Genomic DNA, 24,521 nt, shown 5'->3' on the forward strand with positions numbered 1-24,521 from the left:
GTGGAACGGCGAGGTGCCGGCACGGAGGACAGAAACATGAAACGCCGCCTTTCCCGCCTCCTCCTGACGGCCTGTGCGCTGCTGCCCTTGCCGGCCGCGGCGCGGGAGGCGGCGAAGCCTGCGGCACCCGTTGCGGCTGCCCGGCAGGCGACGCGTCCGGCCAATATCGTATTCGTGCTGGTCGATGACCTGCGGTACGACGCGATGGGGTTCCTGAAGCCGGGCCTGAAGACGCCGAACATCGACATGCTTGCGAAGAACGGCACCTACTTCCCCAATGCCGTTGTCACCTCGTCGCTGTGTTCGCCCAGCCGCGCGACGATCCTGACCGGCCAGACCGCGCGCAACCACGGCGTTATCGACAACAACCATTCGTCGGAGGACGGGCTGGTTTTCTTCCCGTCCTACCTGCAGAAGGCCGGCTATCAGACGGGCTTCTTCGGCAAGTGGCACATGGGCAACGACACCGACGCGCCGCGCGCCGGGTTCGACCGCTGGGTCAGCTTCAAGGGGCAGGGAACCTATTTCCCGACGGAACAGCTCTCTCCCGCGCAGATCGCCGCCGGCGAGCGGCAGACCCTGAACGTCGACGGCCAGGTGGTGAAGCGCACCGGCTATATCACCGACGAACTGACCGATTACGCGATGAACTGGCTGGAAAAGGGGCGCGATCCCTCCAAGCCGTTCTTCCTCTATCTGAGCCACAAGGCGGTTCATTCCGATGCCCTGCCGCCCGATCGCTACAGGAACCAGTATGCCGATCTGCCGATCGACCTGCCGGCGAGCATGGCGAACACGGCGGAGAACAATCGGGGCAAGCCGCGCTGGGTGCTGGACCAGCGCAACAGCTGGCATGGCGCGGACTTCCCCTACCATACCGATCGCAAGCTGACCGAGCAGATCCGCGACATCTATCGCACCCTGTCGCCGGTGGACGACAGCCTGGGACGGATCATGGCCTACCTCAAGAAGGCAGGTCTCGACCGGAACACGATGGTCGTGTTCTATTCGGATAACGGCTTTCTGTTCGGCGATCATGGCCTGATCGACAAGCGCAATGCCTATGAGCCGTCGGTTCGTGTGCCGATGGTCGTTTATGCACCGGGGTTGGGGATTGCCAAGGGCGCCACCAACCCGGCGGTAGTGCGCAATCTCGATCTCGCGCCGACGTTCCTCGACGTCGCGCACATCCCCGAGCCCGCGCAGATGGAAGGCAGGAGCTGGCTTCCGCTGGCGGAAGGCAAGATCAAGCCGGCGGACTGGAAGCCCGGCGACTTCGTCTATGAATATTACTGGGAGTGGACCTTTCCGCAGACGCCGACGACCTTTGCCATCGAGCGCGACCGGGTGAAGTATATTCAATATCACGGGGTCTGGGACACCGAGGAAGTCTATGACCTCAGCCGTGATCCGGGCGAGATGCACAATCTGGTCGACGATCCGGCTTATCTCGACCGCAAGATCGCGCTGCGGCGTGCCCTGTACGAGCAGCTGGCCACCAAGGCCGGCAAGCACGTGGTCCCCTATACCGAAAAGACCAGTCCCGGCGTCACCTTCCGCGACGTGAACGGCACCCATGCCGCCGATTTCCCAAGCAACTGGTATGTGAAACCCAACCTGCCCGGCAAGATGAACGACATCTTCCCCGACACGCCGGAAAAGGCAGCCGCGAATGCCGCCGGCCAGGCGTATCGGCCGCGTCGTCCGGGCTCCAGGTGATGCGACGGACCCAGGTTGCGATTGTCGGCGCAGGCCCGGCGGGACTGCTGCTGGGGCATCTGTTGCGCGCGGAGGGCATCGACTGCGTCATCGTCGAGCGTCAAACCCGCGACCATGTCCTGTCGCGGATCCGTGCCGGCGTGCTCGAGCCGGCAACGGTTGCGCTGATGCGCAGGCTTGGGATCGACACCGGGCTCAACGCAAACGGCATCGAAGTGTCGGGCTTCGGCATCGCCGACGGCGACCGCACGATCCGCATCGATCTGGACGCCAGCGTCGGCCAGCGGCTGACGGTGTACGGGCAGACGGACGTGACCCGCGACCTGATGGATGCCGCGCCTGCACGCGGCCTCGATATCGTGTTCGAGGCGGCCGGCGTGGCGCTGCACGATCTTGGCAGCGATCGCGCAGCGGTGACGTTTGTGCACAATGGTCGCGAACAGCGTATCGAGGCGGACGTGATTGCCGGTTGCGATGGCTTTCATGGCCCTTGCCGGCGCGCCGTTCCGGGCAGTGCGGCTGCCAGCATGGAGTTCAGCTATCCGTTCGGGTGGCTGGGCATCCTGGCGGATGTGCCGCCCTGCAGCTCGGAGCCCATCTACGCCAGCACCGATGCCGGCTTTGCGCTGGTATCGATGCGCTCGCCGCAGCGCAGCCGCTATTACATCCAGGTGCCGAGCGATGCCCGACTGGAGGACTGGCCGGCCGAGCGGTTGTGGGATGAGCTGGAGCGGCGGCTCGGCCCCGCGTCCCCCGGTCCGATCCGGCGCGCACCGGCGCTCGAAATGTCCATCGCGCCCTTGCGTTCGTTTGTCTGCGAACGAATGCGGCACAAGCGACTTTTCCTGGCCGGCGACGCCGCGCACATCGTGCCGCCGACCGGGGCGAAGGGGCTCAATCTGGCCGCGTCTGACGCCATCTACCTTGCAGAGGCGTTGACCCTGTTCTTCCGAACGGGCGAGCAGGGCGCACTGGACGATTACGAGCGGCGCGCACTCGCAAGGGTGTGGAAGTCGGAACGGTTCGCCTGGTATCTGACCAAGCTGTGCCATCGTTTCCCGGGCGACACGCCGTTCGAGCGACGAATGCAGCAGGCGGAACTCGATGCCATCGCGACCTCGTCCGTCACGCAGGCGATGGTGGCCGAGAATATCGTCGGCGCGCCGCTGTGACGAACCGGCCTGTCAGGGTGAGGCATCGATGATCGAGACCACGCATGTCGGCAGCCTGCCACGCCCCGCGGAGCTGACGCCCCTGCTGCTCGCGCGCGACGCGGGCAAGCCGTATGACGTCGACGCCTTTGATCAACGGGTGCAGGATGCCGTCACGGCGGCGGTGCGCGAGCAGGTGGCTGCAGGCGTCTCGATCGTCAGCGACGGCGAACTCGGCAAGGTCGGCTATTCGACCTACATCATCGAGCGCCTGACCGGCTTTGGCGGCCATTCGGAACGCAAGCCCGCGCTCGATCTCGCGCCCTTGCCGGAACTGCGGCGCAAGCTGGCCGCGATCATGGGGGAGCAGGAGTTCACCCGTGCCGCCTGTATCGGCCCGGTGACGCTCCGCACGCTGGAGCCGCTGCACGACGACATCCGCCGCTTTCGCACTGCGCTGGATGCCGAAGGGCAGGGCGCGCGCGCTTTCCTCAACAGCGCATCGCCAGGCCTCATCACGGCGTTCCAGCCCAACTCCTTCTATCCTTCGCACGAAGCCTATCTCGCCGATCTGGTGACCGCGATGCGACCGGAATACGAGGCGATCGCCGCTGCCGGGTTCGAGCTTCAACTGGATTGCCCGGACCTCGCGATGTCACGTCACACGGGCTATCAGGATCAGGACGAGACGACCTTCCTGCGCACCATCGCCGCCAATGTCGAAGCTTTGAACGCGGCGACCGCGAACATCCCGGCGGACCGGATGCGGATGCACATCTGCTGGGGCAATTACGAAGGGCCGCACGATCACGATGTTCCGCTGGAGGCGATCATCGACATCGTGTTGCGCGCGCGTCCGGCGACGATCCTGTTCGAAGGCGCCAATCCGCGGCACGAGCATGAATGGACGGTGTGGCGCGACGCAGGCCTGCCCGACGACAAGATACTGGCGCCGGGCCTGATCGACACCTGCTCGAATTATGTCGAGCATCCCGCACTGATCGCGCAGCGGCTGGAGCGCTTCGTCGCCATCGTCGGAGCGGATCGGGTGATCGCCAGCACCGACTGCGGCTTCGGCACCTTTGCCGGCTATGGCAAGATCGACCCCGCCGTCACCTGGAAGAAGCTGCGCGCCTTGCGGGAGGGCGCGGACCTGGCGAACGCGCGGGCAGGCGGCCACGGCGCATGATGCTTTTCCGGCATGCCCCTGATCCGCTGGCGCTCGCCCGGACCCTCCATATTTCAAGGCAATCATACCATGGCTGGTAAGACACACCGGTTTCTCCGCGGCTGCATGGCCTTGTCGATCGCCATCGGGCCCGCTGGTGCCTCGATGCATCCGGCCGTGGCAGGCGGCACGTCGGCGGAAACCGCCCGGTGGCGCGATCTCAACCACAATGGTCGTCTCGACCCCTACGAGGATCACCGCTTGCCGATCGACCGGCGAGTCGATGACCTGCTGGCCCGCATGACGCTGGAGGAGAAGGTCGGCACGATGATGCACGGCAATCTGCCGGCGACGGATACGCTGGGGCACTCCGTGACCGGCTACGACCTGGCGGCCACGGAAAAGCTGATCCTCGGCAGCGACGTCACCAGCTTTATCACCCGCATCTCCGTGTCGCCGGACGTCATGGCCCGGCAAAACAATGCCGTGCAGCAGATCGCCGCGCGCGGTCGCCTCGGCATACCGGTGACGATCAGCACCGATCCGCGGAACCACTTCCAGGCGGTGTTCGGCGCCAGCACGCAAGGCGGCGGCTTCTCGCTCTGGCCCGAGACACTGGGACTGGCCGCGATCGGGGACACGGCACTGGTCCGGCGGTTCGGCGACATCGCCCGGCGCGAATATCGCGCGGTGGGCATCCACATGGCGCTATCGCCGCAGGCGGACCTTGCCACCGAACCGCGCTGGCCCCGGGTGACGGCGACGTTCGGATCGGACCCGGCGCTCGTGTCGCGCATGGCGGGGTCCTATGTTGAAGGCTTCCAGGGTAGCCCGACGGGCCTGCGCCCGGATGGTGTCGCCACCGTGACCAAGCACTGGGCGGGCTATGGCGCGGAGCCCGAGGGATTCGACGCACACAATTACTATGGGCGGTTCGCGAAGCTCGATCAGGCCAGTTTCCGGCGCCACGTTGCCGCGTTCGAAGGTGCATTGCGGGCCAGAACCGCCGGTATCATGCCGACCTATGCGATCCTGCGCGGCGTCAGCGTCGGCGGCAAGCCGCTGGAGCCGGTGGCGGCAGGCTTCAGCCGACAGATGCTGACCACGTTGCTGCGCGGAGAAATGAAGTTTCGCGGGCTGATCGTATCCGATTGGGCGATCACCAACGATTGTCCGGCAGCATGCACCGCGCCAACCGCCGCGCAGCCGCAGGAACGTGCGGCGATCGGAACGCCCTGGGGTGTCGAGACGCTGTCCAAGCAGGATCGCTTCGTCAAGGGGATTGCCGCCGGCATCGACCAGTTTGGCGGTGTTGCGGACAGCAACATCGTGATCGCGGCCGTGAAGGCGGGCCGGATCACGCCAGCGCGCATCGAGCAGTCGGCACGACGCGTGCTGCGCCTGAAGTTCGAGCTCGGCCTGTTCGATGCGCCATTCGTCGATGAGGAAGCCGCCGCTCGCATCGTCGGCGATCCCGCAACCCAGTCGGAGGGGCAGCGTGCGCAACGTCGCGCGCAGGTCTTGCTGGAAAACCGCGACACCGCGCTGCCCGTGGCGGCGCGCGGGCGAAAGGTCTGGCTGTACAAGGTCGATCCCGCCGTCGCGCGGGCGCATGGCTTCGTAGTGGTGGCCCGCCCGCAGGACGCCGAAGTTGCGATCCTGAGGGTCGATGCGCCATCGGAGAAGCTGCATCCCTTTCACTTCTTCGGATCGCGTCAGAACGAAGGGCGGCTCGATTTCCGCGACGGAGACCCCGATTACGAGGCGATAAAGAAGGCGGCCCGAGCGGTGCCGACGATTGTCGCGATCAACCTCGACCGGCCCGCGATCCTGACCAACATCCGCGACAAGGCCGCGGCGCTGATCGCCACCTTTGGCGCCAGCGATGATGCCGTTCTTGACGTGGTGACCGGTCGCGCCCGGGCCGAGGGCCACCTGCCGTTTGCACTCCCGTCAAGCATGGCGTCGGTGGAGCGCCAGGATCCGGCGAGTTCCGATGACAGCGCCGCCCCCCTTTATCCGTTCGGCTACCGCTTCAAGGATCGATAGCCGCACCGGCGGCGGTCGCTGCTGGCCGATGGGGCGATACCCGCATCCGTGCCGTGATCCGCCTTGAACGAATGTTGTGCTCGCTCGGAGTCGTCACCGCCGCTGTGACACGCCGCAGCCTTCGCCACGCCGGGCAGTTCAGCGCGCACAGCCCCGCCGTTACGCTGCGTCCCGGATGACGCAGCGGAAGCCGATATGGGTGGTGGAGGAGTCAATGGGTTGCGGGTGCCGCGCCGCCGGACGGTAACGCTGGCAATAATTGGCCGCGCACAGATGCGAGCCGCCTTTCAACACCTTTCGGCCTATCCGCGTGTCCGGCATGGCGGGATCATAGCTCTCCCGTTCCCGCGCTCCCCGCGGGTTGCGCGGCAGTTCGCAGCAGCTTCCCCCGCCCTTGCTCTTGCGGGCCTTCGCTGTCGGCCGCACGGCATACCAGTCGGTTGTCCATTCCCAGACATTGCCGATCATGTCGAACAGGCCATGTCCGTTGGCCGGGTACGTCCGCACCGGGGACGTGCGCTCATAGCCGTCCAGCATCTGGTTGGCGAAGGGGAACAATCCCTGCCAATAGTTCGCCATCATTGCCCCGCCGGGCGCCAGTTCATCGCCCCAGGCATAGTCAGCGTCTTCCAGCCCGCCCCGCGCGGCATATTCCCATTCCGCTTCCGTGGGCAGTGCCTTGCCCGCCCAGGCGGCATAGGCCTCCGCATCGGCGTAGGCGACATGGACGACCGGATGATCCTCGATCCCCTCGATCGAACTCCCAGGCCCAAGCGGGTGTCGCCAGTCCGCGCCGAACCGGAAGTGCCACCATTGCGTGAAGTCGGAGACATCCACCGGGCCACGCGTCTTCTCGAACACCAGCGAGCCGGCTTGGGCGAGCGCGGGGTCCAGCCCGGGATAGTCGCGCGGGTCCGGTGCGATCTCCGCCAGGGTCACATGGCCGGTGTCGGCGACAAAGCGGGCGAATTGCGCGTTCGTGACCGGCGCTTCGTCGATCCAGAAGCCGTCCACCCGGACCGAACGGGCGGGTGCTTCCTCGGGGTAGAAACGCTCCGACCCCATGAGGAAATGCCCGCCGCTCAGATGGCGCATGCCGGAAGTCGCCAGTGGATGGGCCTGGATCATCGACATGGCGCTTAACAGGATTTCGTTTCCTGTCACACCGTCACTGCGAACGCTTCCGTTGATCGCCCGATGCACGGGCAGGCCCTACCCATGTTTGCCAGGTGCTCGCGCGCGAGATTGTCGAAGCGACCGACGCAAGCATCCTCAATCGTATATTTCATAGCCCTTCCGCTCCCGGCGCACTTTTGGGTAGCTCTCGCCTCCTTGATTGCAGCGATGCGGAGCCGATACGGCCCGTTTTCTTCCGATCTGCTGCCTGTAGACTTGTGTTGACTGCTCCCGTTGTTGGGATAGCCTGACACATCCGGCAAACACACGACCGGGCCGCGATGGCGTCATCGCAACGAGGGAGAGGAACATGACGAAAGGGAGACGGGGCTTGAGCCTCGCGCTGATCGTTGCCGTAACCGGATTATTGTCCGGGTGCGGCGATGATGATGATGGCGGTACCGGACAGACCGGCACGCCGCCGCTGACCGGCACCAGCATCAAGGTACTATCCGGCCGCGCCGACATGGTGACCGGCGGCGACGCACTGGTGGAGGTCCTGCCCCCCGCAGGCGCGGTTCCGGCGACCCTGCGCGTCAGCGTCGGCGGGCGCGATCAGTCCGCCAATTTCGCGGTACGCGCGAACGGCCGCGTGATCGGCCTGGTCACCGGGCTGACCGCGGGCACCAACACGATCGAGGCGACCTCCAGCAACGGCAGCTTTGCCGGCGCGCGGCTCACCGTCACGAACGCCGGCGTCAACGCGCCCGTGCTGCTTCGCTCGCACATCGAGCCGTATATCTGTGCGACGCCGCAAGCCGTTGCCGCCACTGCCGACAGTGCGGGAACCAACGCCAGCGGGCTTTCCGCCGCGCCGACCGACGCACAATGCACGACGCGCGCGGAAACCAAGCTTTACTACCGGACGCTCACCGCCGCCGGTACGGGCGGCTGCGCGTTCGTGATCCCCGACCCGTCGCCTACCGCGGCAAACCCGGCGCCGACCACCCCGGCCAACAGCTGCTTCCAACCCTATGTCGCCGGCACCACGCAGGCCTCGGCAATCGCCACCACCACGCCGCTGGGTTCCACAACGGCGGTGCCGTACATCGTGCGTGTCGAACGCGGGGTCATCAATCGCGGCATCTACGACATCGCCGTGCTGTTTGATCCCAGCCGACCCTGGACCTTCGACGCTCCGCAGCCGCAATGGACGGGAAAGGTCGTCCACAATTTCGGCGGCAGCACGGGCCAGCCCCGCCTGCAGGCCCGCCCCAACAGCTCCTGGGTCGACAACAACGCCTTGTCTCGCGGCTACATGGTGGCGGTGAACAGCCTGACCGACAGCGCCAACAACTCGAACCGCGTGCTGGTCGCCGAGACGGTGATGAAGATGAAGGAGCACATCATCGAGCAATATGGCGAACTGCGCGCCTATATCGGCAATGGCGGCTCGGGCGGCGCCATCAACCAGAACACGGTGGCCTCGATCTCGCCCGGCCTGCTCGACGGCCTCCAGATCCAGCTCGACTTCGCGGACTCGGTCACGACGGCGATCGAGGTGTCGGACTGCGTGCAGCTCGTCAACTTCTATGCCGGGCCCGCATGGACCGGGCTGATGCAGCAGCAGGGGCTGACGCAGGCGCAGATCAACGCCAAGAAGGCCGCCATCAACGGCCACCTCGACCAGCTCGGCTGCCACAGCTGGAACAACGCATTCGGCACCGCCAACAAGCCCGGCAACTACCAGGCCGTGCTTGTGGCCAACGCCGCCGGTCAGCTCTTCACCTCGCCTGCGGTGACCAACAACTGCCGCCTGCCTGCCGCTCAGGTCTATGACCGGGTGCGGAATCCCAACGGGATCCGCTGCAGCGATCCCGATGCTGCCGTCGCGGTCTGGGGCACGACGCCGGGTACCAACCGGGCCAATCAGACGAACGACAATGTCGGCGTGCAATATGGCCTGAAGGCCCTGCAATCAGGCGCGATCACGCCGGAAGAGTTCGTCACGCTGAACGAAGGGGTCGGCGGCAGCGACGCGGACTCGAACCTGACGCCGCAACGCTCGGTGGCCGATCTCGACGCGCTGCGCACTGCCTATCGCGCCGGGCTTGTGGTCAGCGGCACGCAAGTCTCGCGCGTGCCGATCATCGACCAGCGCACCCCCGACGAGCAGGGCATCCACTATAACTGGCGCAGCTTCTCGCAACGCGATCGCCTGGCCCGCGACAACGGCGGCAACTTCGGCAACCAGGTGATCTGGCGCCACAACGGTGGCGCTTCTCTGGCAGGTCTGTCGCTGACCACCATGGACAGCTGGCTGAATGCGCTGAACACATCGGCGCCGAAGCCGTCTGCCAATGCCGTGCGCACGCAGGCACAGGTGATTGCCGGGAAGCCGGCCACCGCCTTCGACTTCTGTTACCTCAGCACGGACGCGACCTACTCGAACCAGGTTCGCGATTTCACCACCTGCGATCAGGACCCGCCACTTGCCGTGCGCAGCTCGCCACGCCAGGTTGCGGGCGGGCCACGCACAGAGGACATCCTGAAGTGCCAGCTCAAGGCCCTGAACTTCGCCGATTATGGCACCATTGTCTTCACCGAGACGCAACAGGCCCGGCTGCGTGCGGTGTTCGCGACGGGCGTCTGCGACTGGAGCCGTCCCGGGGTGAACCAGGAGGCGACCGCTTCCCCGCTCACCTTCGCGGCAGGTCCCGGCGGTGTCCCGCTCGCGCCTGAACCGGTGTCAACGCCGATCTGACGAGGAAGCGGCGATCCGGCGCGAGTTGACGCTCCGGCTTCTACCTGGGCGGTTCCGAAGGGGACCGCCCTTTTATCGTCAGCAACGGCCTTCTCGCGAGCTTCAGGCAACGGCCACGTCAGGACGAGATGGAACCGCAACCTCCATGTGGAGCGCCGGAGCGAATCCGCCGGTGACTTTGACGGCTGTCAATGCTCCCGGCAGGCTGCCGGTGCAGCGTCCAGGTCGAGGGAGACGAGGGATGCAGCACAACCACTTCGAGGGCAGCGTGGTGCCTTTCGCCCGCCGCTGGCACGTGATTCAGGAAGTCGATCTGGTCCGGCTGCTCAGTGCGAATGGGCGCCGTGCCGCTTTGTGCAACCGGCTGGAAGATCTCGCCGACTCGCTGCCCGAGCTGCCCGGAGAGGAGCAGGTCGCGGCCCTGTGCCCGGAGCTGCAGGAAGCCATCGTCCGCGATGCTCGGGACGAGCTGTCGTACCTCGACGCGATGCTGCGTCGGCAAGGCGATCCGCTGGCCGATGTCCTCCTCGAGCATGTGCGCATGCGCCGGTCGGCCGATGTCGCGGGGGTGCAGGAGCTTGTCGCGGCGCTCCAGCCGAAAGAAGGAGAAACGCGGCTGGCACCGGACGCGCTCGGCTATCTGCTGCGGGGCTTCTTCTCCGATTGCCGGCGGGCGATCGATTACGAGCAGCTCGCGATCCTGGCTCTTGCCGGGCATCGCCTGACGCCGGAGGCGCGGGAAATGCTGATCGACGCCATTGCCGAGCGCGCCGTCGGCTGATCGTCAGGCGGCCTCGGCGCGGGCGGCAAGTGCCTCACGGTCGCTGATCGTCACCGCGCGGCCGCCGGGCAGGCCGATCAAGCCGCTCATCTTCATTCTGGTGAGCTGCCGGCTGACCGTCTCGATGGTCATGCCGAGCACGTCCGCGATCTGCCCGCGGGTGAGCGGCAGGTCGAACGTGACCGGCCCATCGGGGCTGGAGTGGCACCCGGCCTCGCCCGCCCGCGCCGCCATGTCGAGCAGGAAGCCCGCCACCTTCTCGCCGGCGGACTTCCGCGCGAGCACCAGCATCCGGCCCCGCGCTTCGTTCAGGGATTCGAACGTGCGCTGGAGCAGCAGCCGCTCCATGCGCCGGTAATCCGCCAGCATCCGTTCGAACGCGGCGCGCGGAAAGATGCAGAGCTCGGCATCGGTCAGCGCGACGATGGTGAAGTCGGTCTGGCCGGAAAAGGGCGTGCCAAAGAAGTCGGCGGGATAGAGCAGGCCGACGATCTGCTCGCGACCGTCCGCCGTTGCCGCAACCAGCTTCAGCACGCCCGACAGCAGGTTGCCGCAGATCACCGCCTCGTCGCCGGCCCAGGCCACCGCCTGGCCGCGGGCGACGTGGCGGCGCTGTCCGATCGTGTTGAGGGCCGCGAGTTCGCCATTGTCGAGACTGCCGCACAAGGCGCGGTCACGCACCGCGCAATCGGCGCAGATTTCGGTGAGGGCCATGGGAGCGCCATACGCAAGCCGGGCGCGATTGTCTCCCCCGTCCGCTGCAATCGCGCATGCGCGGATCAGCGATCCTCCCCCGATCGGCAGGCGCACCCGGCGCAGGCCGGTCAGCGCGATCGTTCCCCATCCCAGAAGGCGGTGATCCGCCGGGTGACGGTCTCCAGGATGAGGCCGAGCACCTTCAAGACCGGCGCACAGCGCAAAACCGCGGGTCGCGCGGGCGGCGCGGCGCCGGCGCTTCACACGGCGTTGCTGAAATGGGCGGCGTTCTCCTCCCGGTAGCTATCCAGCGTCGCCGCGATGCTGCGCGCATAGGGGCGCGCCTCGGCCGCCAACAGAAGGCGGGTGCCCTGCCAGCGCACGAGGCCCAGCGTCTCGAACGGGAGGAGGCGCGTGGCGAGCCGGCCTTGCTCCGGGATGTCGGCCAGATCCGCCGTCCCGGCGCACAGGAGCGCCTCGATTGCGCGAGCGCGCACCCGGTCCTGTGCCGTGCGCCGGATACCGCGCGCGGTGGCGAAGCGGCCCCCGGCCAGCGCGGCGTGCCAGCGCCCGGTGTTCTTCTCGTTCTGAAGCAATCGGTCCGGAAACTGGCTGATCGCGCTCGCGCCGATGCCGATCAGCACCTCTGCCTGGTCGTCCGTATATCCCTGGAAGTTGCGGCGCAGCGTGCCGGCGGCGGCAGCCTCCGCCAGCGGATCGTCCGGCACCGCGAAATGATCGAAGCCGACCGCGCGATACCCCGCTCGCGTGAGACGCGCATGCGCAAGGGCAGCCTGGTCGAAGCGCGTGCGGACGTCGGGCAGGGCGCGCGCGTCGATCTGCCTTTGCCGCGGGACGAGGTGCGGCACATGGGCATAGCCGAACACGGCCAGGCGCTCGGGCGCGAGCGCAAGCGCGGCATCGATCGTGGCCGACAGGGTCGCCGAGTCCTGCCCCGGCAGTCCGTACATCAGGTCGAAGTTGATCGAGCCGACGCCTGCCTGTCGCAGCAACGCGGTGGCGCGGACGATTTCTTCCGCCGGCTGGACGCGGCCGATCGCCGCCTGGAGGGTCGGGTCGAACGTCTGCACGCCGAGGCTGGCATGCGTGATCCCGACGCCCCACAGCGCGTCCGCCCAGGCCTCGTCGAAGCCGCGCGGATCGATTTCGACGGAGCGGACGGCGCGGCTCGTGTCGAACAACTCCTCGATCCGGCGAATCAGGTCCATGAAGGCGGCCGGGGCGATGGCATTGGGGCTGCCGCCGCCAAAGGCGATGCGGGTGAGGCGGCCCCGCCCGCGCAGCTGTTTCGCCACCAGCTCCAGTTCGGCATGCAGTCGGTCGAGATAGCCGTCCAGCCGGGCGGTGCGGTTCGCGGCGCCGGTGTTGCACCCGCAATACCAGCAGATCGAACGGCAGAAGGGGATGTGGAGGTAGAGCGACACGTCCTGCGCGGGCTCCACCGCATCGAGCGCCCGCGCCATGTCCTCGTGCGAGACGGCATCGGTGAAGTCGGCCGCCGTGGGATAGCTGGTGTAGCGCGGCACCGCGCGGGCGAGCAGGTGCGGGTGATAGGTCCACATGGCACGCGCTATGCGCACGGGCGCCGGCATCGCCTTTGACGGCGGTCAAAGGCCGGTTTGTTCGCGGTCAAGGAAGCCGGGTGCTTCCGCCTCTATCCGGGGCACAACATCGAACAAGGAGCGTTCCAATGAAACAAACCGCCCTCACCATGGTCGCCGCCATCGTCGTGGCAAGCGCCACCCCCACCCTGGCGCAGGCACAGGATGTATCGACGGAGCGCACCGGCGTCCGCGCCGGAGACGTCCTGCTGCGGGCCCGTGCCATTCTGGTCGCGCCCAACGAGCGGTCGGGCGACGTGCTGCCGGCATTCCCGGGCGAAAAGGTGAAGGTGAACAACAGCGTCATGCCCGAACTGGACGTCACCTACATGGCGACGGACCATCTCGGGATCGAGCTGATCGCGTCCACCACCAAGCATGACGCCGCCGGCCGATCGGGAACGACCGGGTCGATCGGCGATCTCGCATCGACCTGGGTTCTGCCGCCGACGCTGACCGCGCAATACCATTTCACGCCCGCTGCCAAGGTGCGGCCGTATGTGGGTGCCGGCGTGAACTACACGATCTTCTGGAACGAGAAGGCGTCGTCGGGACTGGAGCAGGCGGTTGGCGACACGCACGTCCATATGAAGGACAGTTTCGGCTGGGCGGTGCAGGCGGGCGTCGATGTGGACCTCACGCCGCGCGTGTTCCTGAACCTCGATGTGAAATATATCGACATCGACACCACCGCGCGCCTAGATACCGCTGCGGCGGGCACGCAGCGCGTGAAGGTCAGCCTGGATCCGCTGGTCTTCGGCGTCGGCGTCGGCCTCCGATTGTGAGGAGGGCGGGCACGCCGCCGTGCCACCCCTTGCTGTATTGCCGAGACGATCCACATGCGCAGGATCGGTGCAAAGCAGGAAGCATCGCCGCTATCGGAGGTCCATGACAGTCGGCCCGGCCCTCTCGGCATCCTTGACCGCGGTCGGCAGGATCATGGCCGGGGCCTGTGATCCCTGGTGGGTCATCGCAAGCGCAGCAGTGGCCTTGCACGGGGCCGATCCCGGCCATGTGGCGGACGTGGACGTATTGTTGAGCGTTGCGGACGCGCGTCGCATCCTGCCGGCGATCGGTGTCGAGCTGCAAGGGGGATCGGCGCACCCGGCGTTCCGGTCGAGCATCTTCGGCAGGTGGACCGGAACGGCATTGCCGGTGGAGTTCATGGCCGACTTTCACCACAGGTCGGACGGGGCCTGGTTGCCGGTGCGACCGGCAACCAGGCAATCCGTCGAGGTCGAAGGCGCGATGGTGTTCGTTCCCGAGAAAGGGGAGCTACAGGCCATGCTCACCGCTTTCGGCCGACCGAAAGACATGGCGCGCGCCCGGAGCCTTGCCGCCCTGGCATAGGCCTTTTGCCGCACCTGCTGCCCGGGAGAGATCCGGTTCAGCTCGGATGCGCTTCGCTTTCTTCCTGCGCCGGCTTCTCGGACGCGTTCTCGTAGGCGGCGCTTTCGTCCGCGATGTTGGCGTCTTCGCTCCGCTGAGCCGATTCCTTGAAGTCGGCAGGAGTGGGCTCGGACGGCTTGTGATCGGTCATGATCGTCTCCTCTGGTCGGGTCATTGAGGCAGTTTGGAAGCGAGCAGCGCGATGCCGTCAGCCGTCAGGCTGTCGTGCATCGTTCCGTCGATTGTCACCGGCCGCTCCGGCGTCAGCACGGCATGCTGGCGGTGTGTCGGGTCGAGCGCGATCCAGGCGCGCACCGCTTTCTCCAGGTTGGTGACTTCCGGCACCTCCACCTGCTGGCGAACGACGTTTTCGAGCGCCGCGCTCATCTTCCAGTCGATCGCCGGGTTCTGGGAGTCCCCGCCCCATGTCGCTTCCGCCATGCCCTGGTCTCCTTGGATACCCGAGTCATAGCGCCCGGCGCCTGCCGGATGTTCCCTGTTTCCGGCGCGTGTACACGCCCCTCTGCGGAGCTCCGCCGCAGTCGCCGAAGCGTTCAGAAATTGGCGCGCACCCCCAAGGCGAAACGAGGCCCGTACGTCTCGTAGGTGATCGTGCGTTCCTCGAACACGGAATAGGTGAAGGTCTTCTCGTTGAAGAGGTTCAGCGCCTGCGCGAACACGGTGAAGTTGTCGTTCAGCGCATAGTTCAGGCTCGCGTCCCAGATGCCATAGGCCGCCACGTTGACCGGCTGGCCGCGATTGCCGGCCTGGGTCTGCTCGTACGAGTTGCGGTAATTATAGGCCATGCGGAATTGCAGCGGGCCCTTCTCGTAGAAGCCGACGACGTTGTAGGTCGTCGCGTCCGGCTCGACCAGGCTGACATTGGCCTGCACGCCCAGCCCGTCGAGCGGCGCGGGCAGGCCAGTGAAGGTATATTGGCCGGAAAACTCGATCCCGCGATAGGTGCGGTCGCCGACATTCTCGGGCCGGGTGCGGCGGAAATCGAGGCCGAGGATCTGCACGGTGCTCGTCACCGTTTCGGAAAGGTCCGACAGGTCCTTCTGGAAAAGCGCGACGCTCAGGAAACTCGCCCGGTCGAGATACCAGGTCAGCGCCGCGTCATAGTTCCAGCCGATCATCGGCTTCAGGTCGGGATTGCCGTCGGTGATCGCGCGCTCGCGCGCTCGCGGGTTGATGTTGCGGATGAGCAGCAGGTCGCTCAGCGTCGCGCGGGTCAGCGTCTTGGCGACGGCCGCCTGGAAGACGAGGTCCTTGGCGACATCGATCTTGAAGTTGGCGCTCGGCAGTATCTCGGCATAGGAACCCTTGGCCGTAATCGGTTGCGCCGGTGACAGGTTCACGATCGGATCGAGCCCGGGCGGCGTGGTGATGCTCAGGATCTCCTGACCGAAGCCGCGCGACGTCACGTCGGTCTTGGTGAAGCGGACGCCGACATTGCCCGACCAGGAGCGCGATCCGAAGTCACCGCCGAACGACGCCTGGACGAAGGTGCCGATCGTGCGCTCCTGCGCCGAACCGCTGTTGCTGGGGATCAGCACCGCGCCGAAGCCGCCGCCGTTGGCGGCAAGCGCAGCGCGCGTCGCGGCCGGATCGGTGGTGGCGTTGATGGCCGCGTCCGACAGCAGATATTCCTGCAGGTCGCCGACCGAATAGGCCGGGAAGCCGTTTGGGAACATTCCGACGTCGAAGAAGTCGCGCGCGTCGGCGGGTTCGCCGAAGAGGCTCTGCGGGTAGCGAATGCCGCTGAACACGCTCTGCAGCACGTCCGGCGTCTTGAAGGATGAGCGTTTCTTCTTGCGGTCGGAATAGTTCGCGCCGACGGTTAGGCCACGGAAGATGCCCGCGTCCGCCTGGTACTTCACCTGCGAGTTGACCTGGTAGATCTCGTCGGCAACGCTGACGCCTTCCAGCGTCAGATAGCCGGCGCGTGCGTTCGAGGTGTCGAGAATGTCGCCCAGGCCGGAATAGACCGGCAGCCCGTCGCGGCTCAGGTTGAACTTCACGGCGGCGGGCGAATAGCTCGGCGTGGCGAGATTGGACTCGAACCATGCCTGGTTGCCGCCGGTATCGTCCGTCGCCTTGGACCAGGACAGATCCACAAACGCCGACACCTGCGATGTCGGATCCCATTGCGCGTTGAAGCCCGCCTGATAGGTCTTGGCGAGGCGCGGGCGGACCTGGTTGGTGATCGTCGGGCCGGAAGCGATCCCGGTATAGCTGGTGACGGTGTTGTTCTCGTCGACGGTGGCCGCGGTGACGTCGGACGGGCTGCCGAAGACGAAGAACACCTTGTTGTCGTCGTTGACGTCGAGCTTCGAATAGAGCCCGTCCAGCGTCAGTTGCAGCGTGTCGGTGGGCTTCCACTGCAACGTGGCCAGGCCGGACAGGCGTTTGCGGCTCGTGCTGTTGACGCCATATTCGACATAGGTCGGGATCGACACGCCGCGCAGCTCCGGCGTGCCGTCCTTGTTGAAGTCGAGGTTCTGGTTCGCTTCCCAGCCATCCGTGAACAGGCGCCGTCCCTCGATCTTGCGATCGATAAAGGAGCCGGCGACGAGGATGCCGAAGCGGTTGTCGTCGAACGTGGTGCTGAACAGGCCCGAGGCCTGCGGGGAGGCCTTGCCACGAAGCTTGTCGTAGTTGGCCTGTCCCGACACGACGAACTTGGTGCGCCCGAAATCGAACGGACGCGCCGTGTACATATCGACGGTGGAGGCGATGCCGCCCTCGACCTGGGAGGCGGTCGGCGTCTTGGACACGTCCACCCGATTGATCAGCTCGGCCGGCAGGATGTCGAAACTGAACTCGCGCCCCTGGTTCTCCGTCGCGAGGATGCGCCCGTTATACAGCGCGGTGCTGAAGGCGGGGCCGAGGCCGCGAACCGTGATGAACTGGCCCTCGCCATTGTCGCGCGAGATGGTGACGCCGGGAATGCGCTGGATCGCCTCGGCGATGTTCTGGTCCGGCAGCTTGCCGATGTCGTCGGCGACGATCGAGTCCACGATGTTCGGGGCCGCCCGCTTGATGTCGACGGCGCGCTTCAGGCTTTCGCGCAGGCCGGTGACGACCACGTCGTCGCCGGGCGCCTCCTCGCTCAGCGGCGTGCCGTCCTGCGTCTGCTCCTGCTCCACCTCGGCGGGCTGGGCGGTGCTGTCCCTGATTTGGGCGTCCTGCGGCTGGGCTCTGCGCTCCTGCGCAGGCGCCGCCATCACCGGCGCGGCTGCCATCAGAACCGTGGCCATTCCGGCCATGCCAAGCAAACGAACTCGCTGTGCGGGCGTCATGCCACCTCTCCCTGCTTCCGCCGGCGGCCACATCCGTTGCTCGGACATTGGCCCCGATCGGGTCAGGGAGTTTAACGTTCAACAAAACGGCGTGCAAGAGCCTGGAACGCGCCTCAGGCGGCGATCGCCTGCCCCTCCGTGTCGAACAGCAGGGTACGTCCGGGGTCCGCATACAGCGTCAGCGATCCCGGCAAGGTCACCGCATGGTGCCCGTCGAGCTTGGCGCGAAACTCGCCCGCATGGGCGAGCTGGCCGTACAGGAAGGTGGAATGGCCCAGCGCCTCGACCGCCTCCACCGCCACGTCGAGCGCAACCGCGTTCTCGCCGGAGCGGACGGAAAGGTGCTCGGGACGGATGCCGATGGTCACCGCGTCGCCCGGCCTGAGCACCGTGCCGCCCTGCTTGGCGAAGCGCACGCCGCCTGCACATTCGAACAGGGTCTCGCCGCCGCGCCGCTCGACCACCTGCGCGTCCAGCAGGTTGATGCGCGGGCTGCCGATAAAGGCCGCGGTGAAGACGTTTGCGGGACGGTCATAGATTTCGAGCGGGGTACCCACCTGCGCGATGCGGCCCTTGTCCAGCACCACCAGCCGGTCGGCAAGGGTCATCGCCTCGACCTGGTCGTGCGTCACGTAGATCATCGTGCTGCCAAGCTGCTTGTGGAGCCGCGCGAGCTCGTGACGCATGCGCACGCGCAGATCGGCGTCGAGGTTCGACAGCGGCTCGTCGAACAGGAAGATGGCAGGATCGCGGACGATCGCGCGGCCGATCGCGACGCGCTGGCGCTGACCGCCCGACAGCTGGCTGGGCAGACGGTCGAGCAGGCTGTCCAGCTCCAGGATCGCGGCGGCACTCTCGACCTGCGCCGCGATCCGCTCGCGCGGCACCTTCATGTTGCGCAGGCCGAAGCTGAGATTTTCGCGCACCGTCATGTGCGGGTACAGCGCATAGGACTGGAACACCATCGCCACGCCGCGCGCGGCGGCCGGGGCGTGGGTGACGTCACGATCGCCGATGCGGATGGTGCCGGTGGACACCTCCTCCAGCCCCGCAATCATGCGCAGCACGGTGGACTTGCCGCAACCGGACGAGCCGACGAGCACGACGAACTCGCCCGCCGCGACCTCCAGGTCGATGCCGCGGATCGTCTCCACGCCGCCAAAGGACTTGCCGAGGCCGCTCAGCACCAGCGCCGTCATCGCCCGCTCGCTCCCCATGCCGTTGCGCTGGTCCTGCCGTTCACAAAGGTGGCGGCGATGCTGATCTGCGCTGGGCGGGCGCGGTCCTCGCGCAACAGGAACTCGGCCGCCCGGCGCCCCTTTTCCAGCGCGTTCTGCCGCACGGTGGTGAGCTCCGGTGCGCCCGCCCGGCCACCCGGCGGGTCGATGCCGTCGAACCCGGTGACGGACATGCGGTTCGGCACCGGCAGGCCGCGCGCCTCGCATTGCGCAACCGCGCCGAAAGCAAGCCGGTCGGAAAAGCAGGCCAGGGCGGTGAGGTCGGGCCGGCGCTCCAGCAACCGATCCACGGCGGAACGACCGCCTTCCTCGCTGTTCATCGTCTCGCAGACCAGAATGCCGCCTTGCGCGATTCCGGCGGCGTCGAAAGCCTCGCGGCATCCCATCACGCGTTCGTGCACGACATAGTTCTCATCCGAAAAGTCCGCGTCGAGCGCGACGATCTCGCCCCACCCTTCGGCATGGGGAAAGGTGACGATCGCCACCTTCGTGTGGCCCAGCGCCAGCAGGTGCGCCACCACCGTGCGCATCATCTCCCGGTCGTTGGTCAGCACGCTGGCGTGATCGGGTGCGTCGAAATCGACCACCACCGTGGGCAGGCCACGCGCCAGTGCCTTTCGGATGGCGGGATGGCTGCGATAGGGCGCGTTGAAGATGTAGCCGTCCACCATCGCGGTGAGCGTGTCGAGCCGCTCGGGCTCCCTTGCATTCAGCGGGATCAGGACGAGGTTCGCGCCTTCTTCCTCGCACACGGTGGAGATGCCGCGGAGAAAGGCGAGGTCGTGCGGATCGGTGAAGGCGTAGCTCAGCGGGTCGTTGAAGACCACGCCGATGGCGCCGCACCGGCCCGTGCGCAGCGACCGGGCCGCCGGATGGGGGCCGTCATAATGCACGGCACGCGCATGCGCGAAGATGCGCTCGCGCAGTTCCTTCGACACCTTGGCCGGGTTGTTGTAGGCGTTGGAAACGGAGGTATGGGTGACACCCAGGTCGGACGCGATCGACTTCAGTGTGGCCCGCTTCGCCCGCACCATGCTTCCTCTCTCCGGATGGTTCATCCACCTTTCCCGCGAGCCTAGCGCGGCGGGTTGACAGGCACAACCGCTGGTGTTTAACGTTAAACCTGCCACTTGTTAATCATGGGCATGGGAGGATGGTCGCAGCGGATGCCCGGCGCGCGTGACGCCTTTTCGCGGTACACCGCTCCCCTGCTGCGCGGCATGGCGCTGCTCCCGTTGCTGGTTTCGGTGTCCTGCGCGGCGCCCCGGCCTGCACCCGCGCTCCTGGCGGCGGTATCGGCAGCGTCTTCGCCCGTCGAGAGCGACCTTCGCGTCAGCCTGCGCCATTTCGACCACCTCTTTGCCGAGGCCACCATCGGCGGCGAGCGCGTGGGCGTGCTCAACATCTACAGCGAAGCGCCCGACTACCGCTTCGCCATCGAGCCGCGCGAAGGCTATGCCTGCGTCGATGACGTGGCGCGCGGCATGGTGCTGCTCGCGGCAATGCCGACGCTGGACGCCGCGCGGCGGCGGCAGCTCGACCTGATGACGCGGTTCGTGCTGCGCCTGCAGGCGGACAATGGCTATTTCCACAATTTCATCTGGGCCGGCGGGCGGATCAATCGCGACTATCGGACGTCGCGCGCCCAGCTGAACTGGTGGTCGCTGCGCGCCTTGTGGGGCCTGGAGGCGGCGATGACGCGTCTTCCGGCCGACGCCCCTCTGGCAATGCGCGCGCGTGTCGCGGCCGACCGGCTCGTCGCCAATCTCAAGCGCGACCTCCCGGCGCAGGGAGGCGGAAAGGGAGAGGGCGCGAGCTGGCTTCCGTTCGGATCCGGTGCGGATGCCGGCGCCACCGCCATGCTGGGGTTGATGGCGCATTACCGGCGCACCGGCGACCCCGGCACGCGCGCGCTGCTGGCGCGGCTCGGCGAGGGGCTGGTGCAAAGGCAGGCCGGGGACGCCCGCCGCTTCCCCTTCGGTGCCTATCGCAGCTGGCGCGACCAGTGGCATGCGTGGGGCAATGCGCAGGCCTATGCGCTGCTGCGTGCCGGCGCGCTGCTCGACCGGCCTGACTTCACCGCCAGCGCCTTGATCGAGGTGGATCATTTCTATCCCTACCTGATGGAGCACGGCATGCTCGCCAGCTTCACGCTGCGCCCCGGCGCGGTGGAGTCGGCCGAGATCGCCCGCTTCCCGCAGATCGCCTATGGGATCAGCCCGATGGTGCTCGCCGCGACCGAGGCGTATCGGGTCACGGGCAAGGCGGGCTACCGCACCACCGCCCAGCGGCTGGCGCAGTGGTTTGCCGGACGGAACGACGCAACGCGGCCGATGTACGATCCCGCCACCGGGCGGGTGCTGGACGGCATCACCGGCTCGGGCGCGGTCAACGCGAATGCGGGGGCGGAGTCCACGGTGGAGGGTCTTCTTGCGCTCACCGCGCTGGGCGGAACGCCGCTGCCATGATCGCGCGCCGCACGCTCCTGACGCTCGGCGCCGGGGGGCTGGCGCTGCTTGCCGGCTGTGGCCCCCGCCGCACCGAGAAGCGGACCGACCGCATTCGTTTCTGGGTTGCGCCGAACGAGGCGGAGGAAGGCTTCTGGAAGATCGCGGTGGCGCGCTGGAATGCCCTGGGGCGCGGTCTTCCCGTCGATTTCACGACCATTCCGACCGCCGGCAGCTCCGAGGACACCGTGCTCTCGGCGCTGGTGGCCGGCACCGAGCCCGATCTGTGCTCCAACATCTTTTCCGGCTTCGCGGTGCAGCTCGCAGCCCTGGGCCAGGTCGAGAATCTCGCCGCCATGCCCGGCTATGACGCGCTGGTCGCCCGGCGGAACATGGGCGCGATCCTCGCCGGCTGGACGCAGAACGGGCAGGTCAGTGCGCTGCCGATCTATTCGAGCCCGACCCTGTTGTGGTGGCGCGCGGACCTGCTGGAAAAGCATGGCTTCTCGGCGCCGCCGCGCACCTATGACGAGGTTTATGCCTTTTGCGACCGCTATGGCGTCGCCCGGCAGCGTTATGGCATGCAGGTCGTCTCCGGCCGCTGGTGGGCGGATCGCTGGTTCGACTTCATCTCCTTCTATTATGCCGCATCGGGCGGCCGGCCCTATCTGGAGGGCGCGCGGGCGCTGTACGACAACGCTGCCGGGCAGCAGGCCGCCGGCTTCATGGACCGCATGTTCCGCCGCGGCTGGACCGCGATGGACTTCGACGCGGAGGAGCCGCTCGTCTCCGGCCTTGCCGCAGGCGCGGTGCGCGGGCCCTGGGACGTGGAACGGTTCGCCAGGATCTATCCGGATACGCTGGCGCGGATCGAAGTCGGCCCGATCGTCGCGCGCGCGGCAGGGGAGGGCGTCGGCGCGACCTTTTCGGACAGCAAGGGACTGGTGATCTTCAAGAGCAGCCGCGTGGCGCGGCCGGCGTTCGACTTCCTCGCCTGGGTGCTGGGCGAGGAGGATCTGAACCTCCTGTGGCTGCAGCGAACGGGGCTGTCCCCGGCCCGGGGCGACCTGCTCCAGAACCCGCGTTTCGCGCGCTACTACCGGTCCAACCCCATCGGGCGCGCTTATGCCGATCATGTCGTCAACGCCAAGCCGCCGGCGCTCAGCGAGCACACGATCGATATCCAGAAGATCATGACCACCAAGCTTGTCGAGCCGCTGATGGGCGGCCAGCTTTCACCCGCCGATGCACTCGCCGAGGCGGTGGCGCAGACCAATCGCATGCTCGCGGTGCAGGCGTGAGGCGCGGGGCAGACGCATCGCGGCACCGGGCCCTGTCGCGCGAGGCGGTGATCGGCTTGTCGCTGGCGCTCGCCTATCTGGTCTTCGCCGCGATCTTCTGGGCCTATCCGTTCTTCTGGCTCGCGCGACTGTCGGTCACGCAATGGCGCTTCTTCGACGAGCCCGTGTTCACCGGCGGCCGCAACCTGTTGCTGACGGTGCAGGATCCGCAATTCCAGCAGGCGATGTGGAACGTGCTCCGCTTCCTCGCCTTCTACCTGCCGATCGCGTTCGGCGGCGCGCTGCTCGTCGCGTTCGGCCTGCAGCATGTCGGGCGGGGCAAGACCTTCGTTGCGCTCTGCTTCCTGCTGTCCAACGTGTCGTCGGGCGTTGCCGTGTCGCTGGTGTTCACCAAGATCTTCAGTTCGACCGGCCCGCTGAACGCATGGCTGTTCGGCTGGATCGGCGTTCGCGTCCCCTGGACGACCCATCCGACGCTGGCCATGCTCGCCATCGCGCTGGTGGTCGCGTGGAAGTTCGTCGGCTATTACGGCCTGATCCTCTATTCCGGCCTGCTGACGATCCCGCGGGAGATCTACGACGCCGCGACGCTCGACCATGCGCGCCCGCTCACCCGGCTGTTCCGCGTCACGCTGCCGATGATCAACCCGCAGCTGATGATGGTGCTGGTCTTCGCCATCCTCGTCTCGTTCGGCCTGTTCACCGAGCCCTTTCTCATCACCGGCGGCGGCCCGGCGGACAGCACCGCGACGCCGCAGATGATGATCTACGAAACGGCGTTCCGGCGGCTCCAGCCCAGCCATGCCGCGACCATGAGCATCCTCGTGTCGCTTGCCAGCTATCTGCTGGTCCTGGCGGCACGGCGCCTGTTCGAACGCAAGGTGGTGATCGCATGACACGGGAGAGCATCGCCCGCCTGGTCCGGTCGCGCAGCCCCGGTGGTTGGGCGGCGACCATCGGCATCTACACGCTGGCCCTGACCTGGCTTTACCCGTTCGCCTGGATGGTGGCCGCGTCGCTGAAGCCGACCGCGCAGATCTATACCACCGGCCTGTTCGAAGGCGACTTCTCCTTCGACAATTTCAGGTTCCTGTTCGCCACCGCGGACAAGCTGGATCGGCCGTTCCTCCAGGCGATGGGCATCTCCGCCATCGTCACGCTCAGCGTTACGGCCTCGGTGATCGTGACCTCCGCGTTCATCGCCTACGCGCTGGCCCGGCTGCGTTTTCCCGGCGCCAAGCTCTTCGGCGACTTTCTGCTGCTCCAGATGGTCATTCCGACGACCATGTTCATCCTGCCCTTGTTCGTGCTAATCAAGCAGCTCGGCCTGCTCAACTCGCTGGGCGCGCTGATCTTCCCGTCGATGATGTCGGGCTGGGGCATCTACATGATGTCGCAGTCGTTCCGGGCCATGCCGGAGGACCTGCTGGATGCCGCGCGGCTCGATCGCGCCAGCCTGTGGCAGACGGTGATGAAGGTGGTGGTGCCGCTCAACAAGTCGATCATCGCGATCGTCGCCTTGTTCACCTTCACCGGCACCTGGGACAATTTCCTGTGGCCGCTGATCGCCATTTCCGACACGGACCGGATGCCGCTTGCCGTGCTGCTGGCGACGTTCAGCAAGCAATATGGCGGCTATGCCGGCCCGGTCATGGCGGGCGCGGTGCTGCAGACGCTGCCGCTGGTGCTGCTGTTCCTCCTGTTCCGTCGACACTTCCTGCAGGGCATGGCCCTGACCCTGAAATGACGACGGTGCAGCACGGCCCCGACATGCT

General features: G+C 66.8%; 20 protein-coding genes. 12 read left to right on the forward strand and 8 right to left on the reverse strand.

The window, feature by feature from the left end:
- The first annotated feature begins 36 nt into the window (after nt 1-36).
- The 4 genes from DVW87_RS15515 to DVW87_RS15530 all read left to right on the forward strand — a co-directional run bounded on the left by DVW87_RS15515 (nt 37) and on the right by DVW87_RS15530 (nt 6,087).
- Nucleotides 37-1,719, forward strand: coding sequence for a sulfatase family protein (locus tag DVW87_RS15515; RefSeq protein WP_114688784.1), 1,683 nt, complete (start codon nt 37-39; stop codon nt 1,717-1,719).
- Nucleotides 1,719-2,891, forward strand: coding sequence for a 4-hydroxybenzoate 3-monooxygenase (locus DVW87_RS15520; protein ID WP_114688705.1), 1,173 nt, complete (start codon nt 1,719-1,721; stop codon nt 2,889-2,891). The genes DVW87_RS15515 and DVW87_RS15520 overlap by 1 nt, the downstream gene beginning before the upstream one ends.
- A gap of 28 nt (nt 2,892-2,919) precedes the next feature.
- A complete protein-coding gene (locus DVW87_RS15525; RefSeq protein WP_114688706.1) occupies nt 2,920-4,059 on the forward strand; it encodes a cobalamin-independent methionine synthase II family protein in 1,140 nt (379 codons plus the stop codon).
- A gap of 69 nt (nt 4,060-4,128) precedes the next feature.
- Nucleotides 4,129-6,087: a glycoside hydrolase family 3 protein gene (locus DVW87_RS15530; protein WP_239017944.1), complete on the forward strand. Its 1,959-nt coding sequence runs from the start codon at nt 4,129-4,131 to the stop codon at nt 6,085-6,087.
- A gap of 159 nt (nt 6,088-6,246) precedes the next feature.
- Here the strand turns inward: DVW87_RS15530 and DVW87_RS15535 are convergent, their stop codons facing one another.
- On the reverse strand, nt 6,247-7,182 hold the full coding sequence (locus tag DVW87_RS15535; RefSeq protein ID WP_114688786.1) for a formylglycine-generating enzyme family protein: 936 nt from the start codon (nt 7,180-7,182) through the stop codon (nt 6,247-6,249).
- A gap of 412 nt (nt 7,183-7,594) precedes the next feature.
- Between DVW87_RS15535 and DVW87_RS15540 the strand changes: the two genes are divergently transcribed.
- Together DVW87_RS15540 and DVW87_RS15545 are read left to right on the forward strand one after the other, a co-directional pair.
- Nucleotides 7,595-9,967, forward strand: coding sequence for a DUF6351 family protein (locus DVW87_RS15540; protein ID WP_147276283.1), 2,373 nt, complete (start codon nt 7,595-7,597; stop codon nt 9,965-9,967).
- Between the two features lie 241 nt (nt 9,968-10,208).
- Nucleotides 10,209-10,748, forward strand: coding sequence for a hypothetical protein (locus DVW87_RS15545; RefSeq protein WP_114688708.1), 540 nt, complete (start codon nt 10,209-10,211; stop codon nt 10,746-10,748).
- 3 nt (nt 10,749-10,751) lie between these two features.
- On the opposite strand, the gene DVW87_RS15550 is transcribed toward DVW87_RS15545, so the two are convergent.
- Nucleotides 10,752-11,462 (reverse strand): Crp/Fnr family transcriptional regulator, encoded by a 711-nt coding sequence (locus DVW87_RS15550; protein ID WP_114688709.1) that lies wholly within the window; start codon nt 11,460-11,462, stop codon nt 10,752-10,754.
- 242 nt (nt 11,463-11,704) lie between these two features.
- On the reverse strand, nt 11,705-13,027 hold the full coding sequence (hemN, locus tag DVW87_RS15555; RefSeq protein WP_114688710.1) for an oxygen-independent coproporphyrinogen III oxidase: 1,323 nt from the start codon (nt 13,025-13,027) through the stop codon (nt 11,705-11,707).
- Nucleotides 13,028-13,155: 128 nt separating this feature from the next.
- Between hemN and DVW87_RS15560 the strand changes: the two genes are divergently transcribed.
- Both DVW87_RS15560 and DVW87_RS15565 read left to right on the forward strand, forming a co-directional pair.
- Nucleotides 13,156-13,851, forward strand: coding sequence for an OmpW/AlkL family protein (locus DVW87_RS15560; protein ID WP_239017945.1), 696 nt, complete (start codon nt 13,156-13,158; stop codon nt 13,849-13,851).
- Nucleotides 13,852-13,984: 133 nt separating this feature from the next.
- A complete protein-coding gene (locus tag DVW87_RS15565; protein ID WP_147276284.1) occupies nt 13,985-14,416 on the forward strand; it encodes a hypothetical protein in 432 nt (143 codons plus the stop codon).
- A gap of 37 nt (nt 14,417-14,453) precedes the next feature.
- Here DVW87_RS15565 and DVW87_RS18150 read toward each other — a convergent pair whose 3' ends face one another.
- The 5 genes from DVW87_RS18150 to DVW87_RS15585 form a co-directional block, all read right to left on the reverse strand.
- Nucleotides 14,454-14,606 carry a hypothetical protein gene (locus DVW87_RS18150; protein WP_181814857.1) on the reverse strand — a complete coding sequence of 51 codons (153 nt, stop codon included), beginning with the start codon at nt 14,604-14,606 and terminating at the stop codon, nt 14,454-14,456.
- 20 nt (nt 14,607-14,626) lie between these two features.
- A complete protein-coding gene (locus DVW87_RS15570; RefSeq protein WP_114688712.1) occupies nt 14,627-14,896 on the reverse strand; it encodes a hypothetical protein in 270 nt (89 codons plus the stop codon).
- A 113-nt stretch (nt 14,897-15,009) separates the two neighbouring features.
- Entirely contained in the window at nt 15,010-17,718 is a 2,709-nt protein-coding gene (locus DVW87_RS15575) for a TonB-dependent receptor (RefSeq protein WP_181814858.1), read from the reverse strand.
- A gap of 155 nt (nt 17,719-17,873) precedes the next feature.
- A complete protein-coding gene (locus tag DVW87_RS15580; RefSeq protein ID WP_114688788.1) occupies nt 17,874-18,959 on the reverse strand; it encodes an ABC transporter ATP-binding protein in 1,086 nt (361 codons plus the stop codon).
- Nucleotides 18,956-20,032 carry a LacI family DNA-binding transcriptional regulator gene (locus DVW87_RS15585; RefSeq protein WP_181814859.1) on the reverse strand — a complete coding sequence of 359 codons (1,077 nt, stop codon included), beginning with the start codon at nt 20,030-20,032 and terminating at the stop codon, nt 18,956-18,958. Before DVW87_RS15585 ends, DVW87_RS15580 begins: the two co-directional genes overlap by 4 nt.
- 111 nt (nt 20,033-20,143) lie before the next feature.
- Between DVW87_RS15585 and DVW87_RS15590 the strand changes: the two genes are divergently transcribed.
- The 4 genes from DVW87_RS15590 to DVW87_RS15605 are packed head-to-tail and all read left to right on the forward strand — an operon-like array spanning nt 20,144 to nt 24,493.
- Nucleotides 20,144-21,466, forward strand: coding sequence for a hypothetical protein (locus DVW87_RS15590; RefSeq protein WP_181814860.1), 1,323 nt, complete (start codon nt 20,144-20,146; stop codon nt 21,464-21,466).
- Nucleotides 21,463-22,746 carry an extracellular solute-binding protein gene (locus tag DVW87_RS15595; RefSeq protein ID WP_114688716.1) on the forward strand — a complete coding sequence of 428 codons (1,284 nt, stop codon included), beginning with the start codon at nt 21,463-21,465 and terminating at the stop codon, nt 22,744-22,746. Before DVW87_RS15590 ends, DVW87_RS15595 begins: the two co-directional genes overlap by 4 nt.
- Nucleotides 22,743-23,642, forward strand: coding sequence for a carbohydrate ABC transporter permease (locus tag DVW87_RS15600; protein WP_220149830.1), 900 nt, complete (start codon nt 22,743-22,745; stop codon nt 23,640-23,642). Before DVW87_RS15595 ends, DVW87_RS15600 begins: the two co-directional genes overlap by 4 nt.
- On the forward strand, nt 23,639-24,493 hold the full coding sequence (locus DVW87_RS15605) for a carbohydrate ABC transporter permease (protein WP_114688717.1): 855 nt from the start codon (nt 23,639-23,641) through the stop codon (nt 24,491-24,493). Before DVW87_RS15600 ends, DVW87_RS15605 begins: the two co-directional genes overlap by 4 nt.
- The last annotated feature ends 28 nt before the right edge of the window (nt 24,494-24,521 follow it).

It is taken from the genome of Sphingomonas aracearum (assembly GCF_003345355.1).
Classification (GTDB): domain Bacteria; phylum Pseudomonadota; class Alphaproteobacteria; order Sphingomonadales; family Sphingomonadaceae; genus Sphingomonas; species Sphingomonas aracearum.

What these genes read in the sequence shown, in the direction of transcription:
- DVW87_RS15585 (WP_181814859.1), bottom strand. Translation starts at nt 20,032, where the DNA reads ATGGTGCGGGCGAAGCGGGCCACACTGAAGTCGATCGCGTCCGACCTG.
- DVW87_RS15535 (WP_114688786.1), bottom strand. Translation starts at nt 7,182, where the DNA reads ATGCGCCATCTGAGCGGCGGGCATTTCCTCATGGGGTCGGAGCGTTTC.
- DVW87_RS15515 (WP_114688784.1), top strand. Translation starts at nt 37, where the DNA reads ATGAAACGCCGCCTTTCCCGCCTCCTCCTGACGGCCTGTGCGCTGCTG.
- DVW87_RS15605 (WP_114688717.1), top strand. Translation starts at nt 23,639, where the DNA reads ATGACACGGGAGAGCATCGCCCGCCTGGTCCGGTCGCGCAGCCCCGGT.
- DVW87_RS15550 (WP_114688709.1), bottom strand. Translation starts at nt 11,462, where the DNA reads ATGGCCCTCACCGAAATCTGCGCCGATTGCGCGGTGCGTGACCGCGCC.
- DVW87_RS15595 (WP_114688716.1), top strand. Translation starts at nt 21,463, where the DNA reads ATGATCGCGCGCCGCACGCTCCTGACGCTCGGCGCCGGGGGGCTGGCG.
- DVW87_RS15520 (WP_114688705.1), top strand. Translation starts at nt 1,719, where the DNA reads ATGCGACGGACCCAGGTTGCGATTGTCGGCGCAGGCCCGGCGGGACTG.
- DVW87_RS18150 (WP_181814857.1), bottom strand. Translation starts at nt 14,606, where the DNA reads ATGACCGATCACAAGCCGTCCGAGCCCACTCCTGCCGACTTCAAGGAA.
- DVW87_RS15575 (WP_181814858.1), bottom strand. Translation starts at nt 17,718, where the DNA reads ATGGCCACGGTTCTGATGGCAGCCGCGCCGGTGATGGCGGCGCCTGCG.
- hemN (WP_114688710.1), bottom strand. Translation starts at nt 13,027, where the DNA reads ATGTGGACCTATCACCCGCACCTGCTCGCCCGCGCGGTGCCGCGCTAC.
- DVW87_RS15570 (WP_114688712.1), bottom strand. Translation starts at nt 14,896, where the DNA reads ATGGCGGAAGCGACATGGGGCGGGGACTCCCAGAACCCGGCGATCGAC.
- DVW87_RS15560 (WP_239017945.1), top strand. Translation starts at nt 13,156, where the DNA reads ATGAAACAAACCGCCCTCACCATGGTCGCCGCCATCGTCGTGGCAAGC.
- DVW87_RS15590 (WP_181814860.1), top strand. Translation starts at nt 20,144, where the DNA reads ATGGGAGGATGGTCGCAGCGGATGCCCGGCGCGCGTGACGCCTTTTCG.
- DVW87_RS15580 (WP_114688788.1), bottom strand. Translation starts at nt 18,959, where the DNA reads ATGACGGCGCTGGTGCTGAGCGGCCTCGGCAAGTCCTTTGGCGGCGTG.
- DVW87_RS15545 (WP_114688708.1), top strand. Translation starts at nt 10,209, where the DNA reads ATGCAGCACAACCACTTCGAGGGCAGCGTGGTGCCTTTCGCCCGCCGC.
- DVW87_RS15525 (WP_114688706.1), top strand. Translation starts at nt 2,920, where the DNA reads ATGATCGAGACCACGCATGTCGGCAGCCTGCCACGCCCCGCGGAGCTG.
- DVW87_RS15530 (WP_239017944.1), top strand. Translation starts at nt 4,129, where the DNA reads ATGGCTGGTAAGACACACCGGTTTCTCCGCGGCTGCATGGCCTTGTCG.